This is a genomic window from Shewanella sp. NKUCC06_TVS (assembly GCF_019345515.1).
Lineage (GTDB): Bacteria > Pseudomonadota > Gammaproteobacteria > Enterobacterales > Shewanellaceae > Shewanella > Shewanella oncorhynchi.
In genome coordinates this window covers 88714-102353 of sequence record NZ_JAHKQX010000012.1, presented here as the reverse complement: position 1 = coordinate 102353, position 13640 = coordinate 88714, and the positions used below count along the sequence as shown (strand labels likewise).

Below are 13640 nucleotides of genomic sequence, written 5' to 3'. Positions count from 1 at the left end.
TAACGTCTACGTATTTATGCGTTGCGCTGTTTCAGTCATTACATTTTCTTCAGCGTGTTTGCGTTCAACCCAGTAATCCGCATTTTTAATCCCCAGTTTTACCGGGTCGAAAAGTGGCTCTATGCCGAGTGCTTGCTGTGATTCATAATCTTTAAGGCAAGTGAATGCGGTTTTCCTTAATAGAATAATGGCAATAATATTGAGCCATGCCATAAGTCCGACACCAATGTCACCCATTCCCCAAGCCATATCAGCCGTTTTAACTGTGCCGTATACGGTTGAGCCAATGATCACGACTTTGAGAACGACCATGAACCAAGGGTGATTTACTTTACGGTTAATATAGGCAATGTTGGTCTCGGCAATGTAGTAATAAGCCACTATGGTCGTAAAGGCGAAGAAGAACAGTGCGATAGCCACAAAGATATTGCCAAATCCTGGCATCATACTTTCCATTGCCGTTTGTACGTAGCCTGGTCCTGCAGCGACTCCGGCAATGCCTGTATAGAGCGCCGCACCGTCTGGGCCCTGAACATTATACAGTCCTGTAATAAGCAGCATGAAACCAGTTGCAGAGCAAACGAATAAGGTGTCGATATACACAGAAAAAGCTTGAACTAACCCTTGTTTGGCTGGATGGCTTACCGCCGCTGCAGATGAGGCGTGTGGCGCTGTACCTTGACCCGCTTCGTTGGAGTAAATCCCCCGCTTTACCCCCCACATGATGGCTAAGCCTAAAATGGCACCAAAACCCGCATCAAAGCCAAAGGCACTTTTGATAATTAACCATAAAATACCCGGTAGCTGGCCAATATTTAGCGCTATGATGACACAAGCCACTATGATGTAACCCAGTGCCATAAAGGGGACGACGGCGCTGGCAAAGTGAGCGATACGTTTTACACCGCCAAAAATGATAAAACCAAGAAGCATAGCCAGTATGGCTGCAGTCACATTAGGATCTATGTTGAAAGCGGTTTTTAAACTTGAACCAATCGAGTTAGCTTGTACGCCTGGCAGCAGGATCCCGCAGGCAAATATGGTCGCTATTGCAAATACCCATGCATACCATTTCATGCCTAAGCCTTTTTCAATATAAAAAGCAGGCCCACCACGATACTCGCCATTGATTTTTTCTTTATAGACTTGACCTAAGGTCGATTCAACGAAGGCGGAGCTGGCACCGAGAAAGGCAACCATCCACATCCAAAATAAAGCGCCAGGACCACCAAAGGTGATTGCTGTGGCAACCCCTGCAATGTTACCTGTACCGACTCGACCCGCTAATGTCATCGCGAGTGCTTGAAAAGACGACACTCCCGCATCAGTGCTCTTACCATCAAACATCAGGCGGATCATTTCTGGCAGATGGCGCAGCTGTAAAAATCGAGTGCGAAGGGAGAAATAGAGCCCGACACCTAGGCAAAGAAAAATAAGTGCAGGGCTCCAAATTACACTATTGATCGCGTTGACAATCTCATTCATAGACTCCGATTCCTTTATTGTGTTGTTTTAGCAGAGTTTTTAGGTTTACGGTTATTCAACAGATGTTGAGTTAGGACATTCACTTTTGATTAAGACATTTTTTGTAAATATCCGAGATACTCAACATAACTATTTTTTAGGGAGCTTCATAGTTAAAGTGTTAAATATTTGAAACCAATGTGTTTTGAAATTGAGTTTTAGCATGGATAAATAAAGCGGAGGGGCGAGTTAACTCGAAATACGTTAGTGATTTATTATGAATGTCAGTTATCCCATTACCCAAAGTAGCATCCACACGCCGAATAAGCTGCTTAAGCTATGGCGCGTGATTTGATGGCTGAGTAATAGAGATAAACTCACAGCAATAGGAATGACGAGAATGAATCCCCATGCTAACGGCATATCGATGATTTTCATTTGTCCCAGCCAGGTACTGGTGAGCATGCTTATTGCGAGTAACATTAAGCTATGGAATATCAATAACTGATTGAATCTTAATATTAATGCTGGAGTTATTGTCATAGCCTGTCGCGCATTTATTGCAAACTGTTTCATAGTCACTCCTTAGTCATTTAGTGTATCTTATGCCTTGTTGAGAATCATTCGCAATTGAATTTACACTTAAGCTTTTACATTTAAGCTCGGTTTACTACAGAAATTTGCACTCAGCTGGCGTTTGGGCTAAATTATACTGTAATTATATCCAGTGCTTGGTGTTTATATGATTCTCTATATCGCAGAAAAACCTAGCCTAGGGCGGGCCATTGCCGATGTATTGCCTAAACCCCATAAAAAAGGCGATGGATTTATCGAAGCCGCCAATGGCGATTGTGTGTCTTGGTGTGTTGGTCACTTGCTCGAGCAAGCAGAACCTGATGCCTATAATCCCGAATTTAAGTCTTGGAAATTCGAGCATTTGCCAATAGTGCCAGACAAGTGGCAACTAAAACCTAAGGCTGCGACCCGCAGCCAACTCACAGTGCTTAAACGATTAGTCAAACAAGCTAACACCTTGGTTAATGCGGGCGATCCCGACCGTGAAGGGCAGTTACTCGTGGATGAAGTGATTGCCTATCTTGGCGTGACGGGTGACAAGCTACATCAAACCCAGCGTTTACTGATCAGTGACTTAAACCCACAAGCTGTAAAACGGGCTTTAACGCAACTACGCAGTAATCGCGAGTTTATTCCTTTATCCACATCTGCCTTAGCCCGCAGTCGTGCCGATTGGCTCTATGGCATGAATATGACGCGTGCGTACACCATCCAAGGTAAAAAGGTCGGTTATCAAGGCGTGTTATCCGTCGGCCGAGTACAAACGCCATTGCTTGGGCTAGTGGTGCGCCGTGATGAAGAGATTGCCCACTTTCAATCTAAACCTTTTTATGAAGTACTGGCGCATTTGGCGACCGAGAAGCAAGAAACCTTCAGCGCCAAGTGGCAACCTAGCGAAGCTTGTCAGCCTTATATGGATGAAGAAGGACGAGTGTTAGCGAGAGGGCTAGCGCAAAATGTGGTGAGTCGCATCAGTGATAAACCCGCTTTAGTCACTCAATTAGTGGCTAAGGACAAGAAACAGAATCCACCATTGCCCTACAGCTTATCCGCGTTACAGATTGATGCGGCCAAACGGTTTGGTATGAGTGCTAAGGATGTGCTCGATACCTGCCAAAGTTTGTATGAACGCCATAAACTCATTACTTACCCACGCTCCGACAGTCGTTATTTACCCGTTGAGCAACATAACCTTGCGCCTTCGGTACTTAAGGCGATAAGTGACGGTGCTGCTGAGTTATTGCAAGGTGCTGATGCACCCGATCCCCGTCTTAAATCTAAAGCATGGGATGATAAAAAAGTGGACGCCCATCACGCAATCGTCCCCACAGAGAAGACGGCTAACTTATCTAGCTTGAGTCAGCGTGAGAGGCAGTTATATCTTCATGTTGCTCGCCAGTACTTAGCCCAGTTTTATCCGGCTTATTGTTACAGTGAAACCACAGTGCAAGTGACAATCGAGGGTGGCTTATTTAATACTAAGGCGCGTCAGGATAAATCCCTCGGCTGGAAGCAACTCTTTGCCCGCCAAGAGCCAAATGGCAGTAAGGCGAGTGGCAACAAGTCGACGGAAGAAAGCACTGGTAAGGACGATGAGGAGAATGACGAGTTTATCGGCCAATTACCACCTTTGAAATTGGGACAGGCTTTGCATTGTACTCGAGGCGAATTGTTGGAGAAAAATACTCAACCACCAAAGGCCTTTACCGATGCCACTTTACTCGGTGCTATGACGGGTATTAGCCGTTATGTGACCGATCCTGAGATCCGTAAAATTCTTAAAGAAACCGATGGATTAGGTACAGAGGCCACTCGTGCAGGTATTATCGAATTGCTGTTCAAACGCGGTTTTTTACAACGCCTAGGTAAATCTATTGTCTCGACAGACGTGGGGAAAGGATTGGTTAACAGCTTGCCCGCGAGTGCGATTACGCCGGATATGACAGCGCTTTGGGAAGCGAGTCTGAATGGCATTTGCCATAAAGAAACCTCTTATCAAGCCTTTATGCAGCCACTGCTCGGCACCTTATCCACGCTTATCCAGAATGCAGGCGCACAACTGCCAACCGCGCTTAATGGTTTACAAGGCCAAGGTTATCGTAAAACGGCAAGTAATAAATCTGGTTATCGTAAGTCGCCTTACCGCAAAGCCTCGAGCTCGGCAAAACGGGCAGGCACTGCAAGTACAGCTAAAAGCAGTGTGAAGAAGTCAGTGGCTAGTGCTGGCGCAAGGAGTCGAACACGCAAAATGGCTACAGAGGTTTAATCATCACGAGTGCGTTGTGATTCTGTTGTAGGGGATATTCGACCTTAAGCTATAACGCTTTCATAGCACTGAATTTGGGCAAAAAAAAGAGTAAACCAAAACGGTTTACTCATACGGAAATAGGTCGTTAAAGCTTGCCAAAATCACTCAACTGATGAGGAGCAGGCATATAATCTCAGCATTAACTTAATTAGCCCTTAAAGCTCATATTTATCTTAGGGTGTCGCCTCGGTTTAAGCTGATGAGCTTATCCAGTATGCGTTCTCCATCCATGCGGATGCCGTTGTGCTCATATTCTGATGTTAACCAATACTTTAGCCTGCCAACTTGTTTTGTGGTTTCTAAACTGTATTGCATCTCTACAAACATATCTTCACTGTAAATGGCCGCTGCAACAGGGACTCGGTTTTGTGCCAGTTGCTCTAGATTGTAAAGTGTTGGCCAATCTGATTTATGGGCAAGGATTTCTGCCGCGGCTTTAAGCGGCACTAAGTGACTAAATTGGTCAAACATCCATGGGTATATCATCTCACCTGTGAATAAAAACGGTTTACCTTGTTGATAGTTAAAGACGGGGAATTGCTGTCTAACCCTGTGTGCCGACCATTGTGAAGCCGAGTGTTGACAGTAGATGGCTTCATGCAACAGGGCAAAAATCGGGTTAGTGTTGTAATCGAGCATTTGACCGAAATGATTTAAAAATAACGGGTTAACGACTGTCCCTGAAGCCGTGTTAATCAAGGCTTGCTCAAGCAAATAATAAACCGATTCAGGCCCTTGCTCCATTCCAATATTAATACCCAGCAGTTGCAACATTTCAACCGTGAGGCGTTCACCCGTTGCCAAATACACTTCATTTTCAAGCAAATGTTTTGCTAAGCGAGTGACGAGATGTTGAGCATCGTGGAAGCGTTGGAAAAATTGTTTATTCTTCGCCAGTACGCGTTGATAAGTCGCAAGATAGACGTCGTCGCTGCTACAGGTTAATGATGGTATGCCACCCGTGATATAGGCTTCGCTGACGCCTTGAGGGGCGGCGCTTAAATAATGTAACACGCAAAATCCCCCGAAACTTTGGCCGAGAATCGCCCACTTATCGGCGGGACAAAGCTGGGCACGAATCGTTTCGGCATCACGAATGATATTGTCAGCCCTGAAATGGCTTAGGTAATCCGCTTGAGCTGCGGGATCTAAGTGTTGCAAGCTTTGGTAATTAATCGGTGTTGATAAGCCTGTACCACGTTGATCGAGTAATAACACTCGATATTCTTTTAATGCGCGGCGGATCCAGCCGCTGTTGCTGGCGGGACGCATGGCCGCAAATCCAGGGCCGCCTTGAAAAAATACGATATAAGGTAGTTTTTTATCTTTGTTTTCTGGGCTACAGAGTTCTCTGGCAAACACTTGGATTTGCTCTGCAATTGGATTTTGATAGTTGAGGGGCAAGGTAAAAGTGTGTTTTTTCGCCAGCACTCCGGCGAGAATAATATCGGGTTTCATCAAACAACCTTAATGGCAGAGGATCATGTTATTGTGATTGGCAGATTGTATACCCAAATAAGCTGAAGATGCAGCAACCTAGGCTATCTGAAACGCGTATCTTCAGCTAACTTGGGTATAGACAAAATAGTTTATGTCGTAAGCTAGGATTATTTGATTAGCTTTTGGTGAAGATCAATTTTTTGGATACAAATTTGAGCCATGATGAGTTTCTTAGCGTAATCTATCGCTTATGGATAACACGAGATTGAAGCTATGAAGTATCAGATTATTCCAGTGACACCTTTTCAGCAAAATTGCAGCTTGATCTGGTGTGAAAAAACCAAGCGTGCTGCGGTTGTGGATCCCGGCGGGAATATTGACAGGATCCAAAACGAAGTGGCGAAACTTGGACTCGTCCTCGAAAAAATCCTCCTTACCCATGGGCATATCGATCATGTCGGTGGTGCAAAAGCCTTAGCGAAAGCCGCCAATGTGCCGATTATTGGCCCGCATATTGCCGATAAATTTTGGATTGATAACTTACCTAAGCAAAGCCAAAATTTTGGTTTTCCCCATTGCGATGCCTTTGAACCGGATCAATATCTACAGGATGGCGATATTGTTAAAGTGGGCGAGCAAAGTTTATCTGTGCTGCATTGCCCTGGGCATACGCCGGGACACATTGCACTTTTCTCTGCCCAATCTAAGTTGGCGTGGGTGGGGGATATTTTGTTTCGAAGTTCTATCGGTCGCACCGATTTCCCCCAATCAAATCATCAGGATTTAATTCACTCGATCACCGAAAAACTGTGGCCCTTAGGTGCCGAGGTTGAATTCATTCCTGGGCATGGTCCTATGTCGACTTTTGGCGAAGAGCGCGAGCATAACCCCTTTGTCGCGGACCAACTTTTACTGTAATTGAGACGCCATTCAGCATTGCTTGATTTGTGAGCGATAATCACTCGCAAATCAAATGATTATTTCAGCTAATAAACCAACCTTTTTTATGTTTTCTGTTTTTCCTTCTAGACTTAAAGCAGTTCTTCCGTCTACTGGGGTAAGTATGAAAACAAAAACAATGATGAGCGTGGTCTTTTCGACCATAGTCGCGAGTGCCGTGATTTCTGCGGTATTGAGCTTCAATGTTAAGTCTAAAATCGATCTCTTTAATGATGCGGCTAGCGTCCGATATCAGTCCTATCAAGTCGCCGATGAGTTAAGACAAAGTTCTGATGACCTAACGCGTCTCGCTCGAACTTACGCTGTTACGGGTGATGAAAAATACGAAAAAATGTATATGGATATTTTGGCTATCCGTAATGGTGAGAAGTCTAGACCTGAAAAATATCACCAGATTTACTGGGATTTGGTGCTGAGCTATGGCGATAAGCCAAAACCCGACGGTGCTAGCATTGCGATAAACACGCAAATGAAGTCCCTCGGTTTTTCTGATGAAGAATTCCGTTACCTTGAACAAGCTCAGCAAAACTCAGATGCGTTAGTCGCCCTCGAAGTGAAAGCCATGAATGCCGTTAAAGGTATTTTTATGGACCCCAACACCCAAACCTACACGATCAAAGGTGAGCCTAACTTAACCATGGCGAGGGAGTTATTACATAGCGACCAATACCACAGAGAAAAAGCTAAGATCATGCTGCCGATTGATGAGTTTTTTACAGCATTGGATAAACGTACCGATGGTGATGTGAATAACCGACTCGATTCCCTGCATGCAGCATTAAACTGGTCCCAATTGGTGTTATTTATCGTGATTTTAGCCGCCGTTGGCGGATTTATTATCGTTAAAAGCAGGATTGTGACTCCCTTAGTGCAGACCTGTGTTGAATTGCTCGATATTCAGCGCTCTAAAAATCTTGCGCGGCGGATCTCTGTTACGACTCAGGGGGAAATTGGCGAAATCGTTAATCAAATCAACTTGTTTATATCCTCCCTTGCCAGTTCATTATCGACGACTGATGGCATTGCAAAAGAGGTGGCTGATTTAGCTAAGCAAACTAAAGCATCAATTCAAATTTCGCGTGAAAGCTCAAATCGGGTGGCGAGAGAACTGGACGCCAGCGCCAGTGCGATGGAAGAAATGACCACGACCTTAGTGCATGTGAGTGAGAGCACCTCGAATGCTGAAAGCCGCGCCGCCGAAAATGAAACGCATGTCACTGTAGGTAAACAGACAGTATCGGAAGCGTTGAAAGCCATGTCGGTATTAGAAACTGAGTTTAGGAATACTCAAGACTCTATGTCACATCTAGTGAACGAAAGTACCCAAGTCAGCAATGTGTTGAGTGTGATTAAGGCAATTGCTGAGCAAACGAATTTGCTGGCACTGAATGCCGCGATTGAAGCCGCACGGGCCGGTGAGCAAGGACGAGGCTTCGCTGTGGTAGCTGATGAGGTTCGCTCATTAGCCCAGCGCACTCAAGATTCCACCAAGGAAATCGATGATATTGTTGCAAGCCTTCAAAGCCGTACCAATCAAGTGGGTACATCTGTGACTCAAGCGGCGACGCTAATGCAAAAGGCGGGGGTAGAACTGCAACGTATCGTGGCAGTATTTGAGGATATTCGCCATAGTACGGAAGCGATTCATGGGATCAATACTCAGGTTGCCGCTTCAACCGAAGAACAATCCTTGGTTTCTAAAGAAATCGCTTCGAGCATGATGGTGATCCGCGATAATTCCCGTGAAGTATCACAGATTATCGAACAGATTGAATCGACATCCATTAGTCTAGACAACCAATCCCAGATACTGCGCACTAAGGCGGGCGAATACCAGTTTTAGATAAATGTGATTGATTTGCGAACAAACGCTACTCAGACATGGACGTCAATTCTTCCTCTTTAGCTTCCCCTGAACATATTTTATGCTTCAACACTTTTTGAAATCTATTACTCCTTTCAATACGTACACGCCTTTGCTAACTTGGTTGTCTATATGTTTAATGCGAGCGTTTGACTAAGCGGTTTTATTTGCTGATAAAACTTGCGTCAAGTTTTGATGACAAATAGACGTCGATAGCTGCGTTATTAACGGTTGATCGTTTCAATAGCGATCAGCGCATTAAATTTTTTAAATCTCCCTAACCCAATGGAGTCCTTGCGGATGGATCACCAAATCGAAGATTTACTAGAGCATTGGCTACCACTGGCGGATGACGCTTGGGTGCTTGCGGTGATCACCAAAATTCAAGGTTCGGCCTATCGCAAACCTGGCGCCATGATGTTGTTCCATGAGTTTGGTCAAGGCGTGGGTATGTTAAGTGGCGGCTGTTTAGAAGCCGATTTACGCCGCCATGCTCAAAATGCCATGCAGACTAAGCAAGTCATGTGTGTCACCTATGATGCAAGCGATGAGTCCGATGCCAGCTATCGACTCGGTTGTGGTGGCATAGTAGATATCATGTTGATCCCTCTGCTAAAAGAGAATCATGATCTTGGCTTAGTTGAGCTAGTGCAGGCATTTCGCCACGGTCGGTCGGGTTTTTACCAATTGCCTTTAGTCAAAGCGGGGACGGATGCGCGCCAGTATCACGCTGCGTTTTATTCTGAGGAGTTGACGCCGTTCCCCGCCAGCGATTTTGTTCGCACGGGCGTCTTCACCCAAGACGCGGGTGAATCACTGATTATTCCCTTGAGACCAAGATTCCATCTTGGGATCTTTGGCGGTGGTATCGATGCTAAGCCCGTTGCCGCCATGGCCCACACTTTAGGTTGGCTAGTGACTGTTTTTGATGGTCGTACCGCCTATGCCAGAGCGGCGGATTTCCCCCATGCCCATATAGTGAAACTGACCGCGGGGGAATTAACCGCGAATCATATCGCTCAATTGGATTGTGCCGTGGTGATGAACCATAACTTGGGCTTAGATGCTGCGGCATTAAAGGTTATTCAAGCGCATCCGCTAGCCTATATCGCCTTGCTTGGTCCTGCCCATCGACGGGATAAAGTGCTTGGAATGGCAGGGCTCAGTGCTGAATCTTTTACTGGGGTATTTTCTGCTCCCGCGGGGCTTGCCCTTGGCGGCGAGTTACCGAGTGCCGTTGCGTTAAGTATTTTGGCCCAGTGCCACGGGGTGCTCCATGGTGCGACTTTAAAACATCTCAATGAGATAATGCGTTGATGACGTTGCCGCCAGTACAAAAGCCTTCTGTACTAATGTCTTCAGCACCAAAGTCGGCAGCGCTAACGTTGACAGAGCAAACGTTGACAGAGCAAACGCCACTTTCATCCAAGCGGCTGCTGATTGTGGTACTTGCGGCGGGTGAGAGTAAGCGCTTTGATGGGGTAAAGTTAGCGCAACTTCTACCATCACATAGCGCTACGGAAATTCGCGAACAAACCATCATTAACACTCATGTTGAGCGTTTACAGCAGCTTAGTTGCCAAGATTTAGGTTTGGATCGCCAAGACACTCATTCGCTCCAGCATACGCCTTTGTTAATCATACTCGGTGCTCATCAGCACATATTGCAGCCATTATTAGTCGAGCTTCATTCCCGCCAACCCTTTGATATTTTAGTTAATCCACAGTGGCAAACAGGCTTGGCATCCTCAGTGAGTTTGGCGGCAAGCTATGCCAAGGAGCAGGGCTTTGATGCCATGCTGCTGACATTGGCAGACCAAGTGGCCTTGAGTGCAGACGATTATCGACAACTGATTTTGACATGGCATGAAACCGGTAAAGACGTTGCCGCCCATTATTTGGATGATTTAGGCGTACCTGCTATTTTTAATGCCTCTACATTACCGCAGTTCACTCACTTGAGTGGTGATCGCGGGGCAAAATCGATTCTAAAACAACAAGCACAGCGGGGAGCGTTAGTCGCTATAACACTACCCCGCGCCGCAATTGATATTGATACCCAAGCCGATCTTGCGTCGTGGTTGGCACTTAAGGAGTGAGTTATGGCAGAAGTATTATCAACCACTGCAGTTATCAAGGAAGCCAGTACCGCCGCTTCCACCAAAACACTTTTCATCAACGGTAAATCATTTACCTTAGATGCCGATCCTAAAATGCCAATCCTGTGGGCGTTACGGGATATTTTAGGGCTCACGGGCACTAAATATGGCTGTGGTGCAGGGCTATGCGGTGCTTGCACTGTGCATTTAGACGGCCAACCTGTGCGCGCCTGTTTAACCAGTTTGGGGCAGGCACAAGGAAAACGTCTGACAACAATTGAAGGGCTGGATAATCAAAAACTTAAAAATGCTTGGGCCGAACATAACGTGCCCCAGTGCGGCTATTGCCAAGCGGGACAACTGATGTCGGCTGCGGCGTTAGTGGCGCAGCATCCGAAACCTTCTGCAGAACAAATCAACTCGGCCATGTCGGGTAATCTCTGCCGCTGCGGCACATATCCGCGGATTAAAGCGGCACTGCAAAACTATGCCAAACAGGAGGGCTAATATGAGTACTTTTACTGCTGTAGAAAATATCAGCCGCCGCGATGTGTTAAAACTGTTTGGCGCAGTGGGTGGCGGATTAGCATTAGGGGCGAGTGGATTAACTTGGAGCCCCATGGCCCTGGCGCAGGATAAAGAAGCGCGGTTGAATCTGTTTATTGCCATTGGTGAAGACGACAAAGTGTACCTCACTTGCCATCGCTCCGAGATGGGACAAGGGATCAGAACCGGTATTCTGCAAGTCTTAGCCGAAGAGTTAGAAGCGGATTGGGATAAAATTGTCCCTATTCAAGGCTTAGCTGATAAACGTTATGCCAGCCAAAACACCGACGGTAGCCGCAGTATTCGCGAAAATTACGACCGCATGCGCCAAATGGGGGCGATGGCAAGAACCATGCTAGAGCAAGCCGCCGCTGCGCGCTGGAAAGTCCCCGTGAGCGAGGTGCATACCGCCGACCATAAAGTGTTGCATGCAAAATCGGGCCGCTCGGCCAGGTTCGGCGAGTTAGCGTTAGCCGCATCTGAGCAACCCGTACCCGCCGTTGAGTCGTTAACCTTTAAAGACGTTAAAGATTTCAAGCAGATTGGTGCATCACGCCAAATCGTTGATATGGATGCTATGTTAAGCGGCAGCGTGATTTATGGTTACGATATCAAACTCGAGGGCATGCTCTACGCCAGCATCATGCGCCCGCCCGTGCTTGGGAGCGATGTGGCAAGCTTGGATGATACCGCAGCGCGCAAAGTGGCCGGTGTCGTGGATGTGTATCGTTTGCCCGCCGCTAAGGGCGCACCCGCGTTTCAGGCTTTGGGCGGCGTTGCTGTCATCGCCACAAACACGTGGAGTGCCCTTGAAGGGCGCAAAGCTTTAAAAGTCACTTGGACTCAGGCCGACAATAGTCAGCATGATTCAAGCCTTTATTTGAAAGAGTTGGTCGAGCGGGTACAGCAAAGCGGTAATGTCGTGCGCCAAGTTGGTGATGAGATCAAAAACTGGCCCGAGGCGAATACGTTAAAGGCGGTTTATACCGTGCCTTATTTAATTCATTCTTCTATCGAGCCGCCCGTTGCTACTGCCCATGTGACTGAAAAGGGCTGTGAAATCTGGGCATCGACCCAAACGCCGCAAAGTACCCAGCAAAATGTGGCCGCAGCGCTAGGTATGGAAGAAGATGCGATTAAAGTGAATGTCACCCTATTGGGTGGTGGTTTTGGTCGTAAATCCAAACCTGATTTTAGTGTTGAAGCCGCGCTGTTATCTAAGCAATTCAAGCGTCCAATTAAGGTGAGTTGGAGCCGCGAAGATGAAATTCAAAACGGTTATTACCATGCTATCAGCGCCCAGTCCTATCAGGCACTGTTTGATGCCAGCAACAAACCGACCGCTCTTTTAGCCCGTACGGGATTCCCATCGATCAGTTCAACCTTTGCTGAAGGGGTGGAATATCCCTCTGGCGGTGAGTTGGATTTAGGCTTTGTGGATGTGCCCTTTACTTTGCCGAATTTAAGATACGAAGCGGTTAAAGCGCAGGCGCACAGCCGTATTGGTTGGATGCGCTCTGTATGTAACATTCAGCACGGTTTTAGTGTCGGCAGTTTTGTCGATGAAATGGCTCACAGAGCTCAGATGTCTTGTCCCGATATGTGGCGCAGCTTACTTGGGCAATCAAGGCGTGAGACCTTTGATAACCAAGGCTTTAAATATGGCAACTATGGCGAAGAGCTCAATCGTCATCCAGTGGACGTTAGTCGCTATTTGGAGGTAATCGACGCGGTCGAAAAAGCCCAAGCTAAGGCGCCCAAGGCGGGTAAAAATCAGGGCTGGGGGTTTGCCGTACATCGCAGTTTTGTCAGTTATGTCGCCGTGGCTATGTTGGTGGAAGTGAGTGAGGATAAACAGCTTAAAGTGCTTAATGCCATCGCAGCTATCGATGCGGGCACGATAGTTAACCCTGATAGGGTAAAAGCTCAGACAGAAGGTGCGATTATATTTGGCCTGAGTTTAGCCTTGATGGGGGAAATCACTTACAAAGAGGGCAAGGTGCAGCAATCGAATTTCCACGATTATCCTTTGCTGCGACTTCCCCAAACCCCCGATATGGAGATCATCATTATTGCATCCGATGCGCCGCCCGCAGGCGTGGGTGAGCCGGGTGTGCCGCCCGTTGCCCCGAGTTTAACCAATGCGATTTTTGCGGCGACGGGGCAGAGGATCCGCGATCTTCCCGTGAATAAACTATTGCGAGTGTAGGGCACTGCAGAAGGGTTAACTGAAAGCTGTTGAACAAAAAAGCGCCTAATAAGCGCTTTTTTCGTTTTTTTACCACAAAAAATTTGCTTGTTAGCGATTTTACGGGCATTAATGCCGAAAATTAGCAATAGATCAGGTTTTTGTTACCAAAATAGAGGTAATTTAACCAATATG

General features: G+C 46.7%; 10 protein-coding genes. 7 read left to right on the top strand and 3 right to left on the bottom strand.

Going from position 1 to position 13640, the window contains the following annotated elements; genetic code table 11:
* Window positions 1–6: 6 nt before the first annotated feature.
* Together KO531_RS14350 and KO531_RS14345 are read right to left on the bottom strand one after the other, a co-directional pair.
* The gene (locus KO531_RS14350) at window positions 7–1485 is read right to left on the bottom strand and encodes an alanine/glycine:cation symporter family protein (RefSeq protein WP_105252099.1); all 1479 of its coding nucleotides are present in this window, start codon (window positions 1483–1485) and stop codon (window positions 7–9) included.
* A 267-nt stretch (window positions 1486–1752) separates the two neighbouring features.
* The gene (locus KO531_RS14345) at window positions 1753–2040 is read right to left on the bottom strand and encodes a hypothetical protein (protein WP_219234295.1); all 288 of its coding nucleotides are present in this window, start codon (window positions 2038–2040) and stop codon (window positions 1753–1755) included.
* A 166-nt stretch (window positions 2041–2206) separates the two neighbouring features.
* Here KO531_RS14345 and KO531_RS14340 point away from each other — a divergent pair, with 166 nt between their 5' ends.
* Entirely contained in the window at window positions 2207–4306 is a 2100-nt protein-coding gene (locus tag KO531_RS14340) for a DNA topoisomerase III (RefSeq protein ID WP_219251513.1), read from the top strand.
* A 210-nt stretch (window positions 4307–4516) separates the two neighbouring features.
* Here the strand turns inward: KO531_RS14340 and KO531_RS14335 are convergent, their stop codons facing one another.
* Complete coding sequence (locus tag KO531_RS14335) at window positions 4517–5806, bottom strand: alpha/beta fold hydrolase (RefSeq protein WP_219251512.1); 1290 nt, start codon at window positions 5804–5806, stop codon at window positions 4517–4519.
* A gap of 255 nt (window positions 5807–6061) precedes the next feature.
* Here KO531_RS14335 and KO531_RS14330 point away from each other — a divergent pair, with 255 nt between their 5' ends.
* The 6 genes from KO531_RS14330 to KO531_RS14305 all read left to right on the top strand — a co-directional run bounded on the left by KO531_RS14330 (window position 6062) and on the right by KO531_RS14305 (window position 13466).
* Window positions 6062–6706 (top strand): MBL fold metallo-hydrolase, encoded by a 645-nt coding sequence (locus KO531_RS14330; protein WP_131523516.1) that lies wholly within the window; start codon window positions 6062–6064, stop codon window positions 6704–6706.
* Between the two features lie 145 nt (window positions 6707–6851).
* A complete protein-coding gene (locus tag KO531_RS14325) occupies window positions 6852–8591 on the top strand; it encodes a methyl-accepting chemotaxis protein (RefSeq protein WP_219251511.1) in 1740 nt (579 codons plus the stop codon).
* Window positions 8592–8912: 321 nt separating this feature from the next.
* Window positions 8913–9929, top strand: coding sequence for an XdhC/CoxI family protein (locus KO531_RS14320; RefSeq protein ID WP_219251510.1), 1017 nt, complete (start codon window positions 8913–8915; stop codon window positions 9927–9929).
* Between the two features lie 35 nt (window positions 9930–9964).
* The gene (locus KO531_RS14315) at window positions 9965–10711 is read left to right on the top strand and encodes a nucleotidyltransferase family protein (protein ID WP_219251546.1); all 747 of its coding nucleotides are present in this window, start codon (window positions 9965–9967) and stop codon (window positions 10709–10711) included.
* A 3-nt stretch (window positions 10712–10714) separates the two neighbouring features.
* Window positions 10715–11218 (top strand): (2Fe-2S)-binding protein, encoded by a 504-nt coding sequence (locus KO531_RS14310; RefSeq protein ID WP_219251509.1) that lies wholly within the window; start codon window positions 10715–10717, stop codon window positions 11216–11218.
* Window position 11219: 1 nt separating this feature from the next.
* Window positions 11220–13466, top strand: coding sequence for a molybdopterin cofactor-binding domain-containing protein (locus KO531_RS14305; RefSeq protein WP_219251508.1), 2247 nt, complete (start codon window positions 11220–11222; stop codon window positions 13464–13466).
* The last annotated feature ends 174 nt before the right edge of the window (window positions 13467–13640 follow it).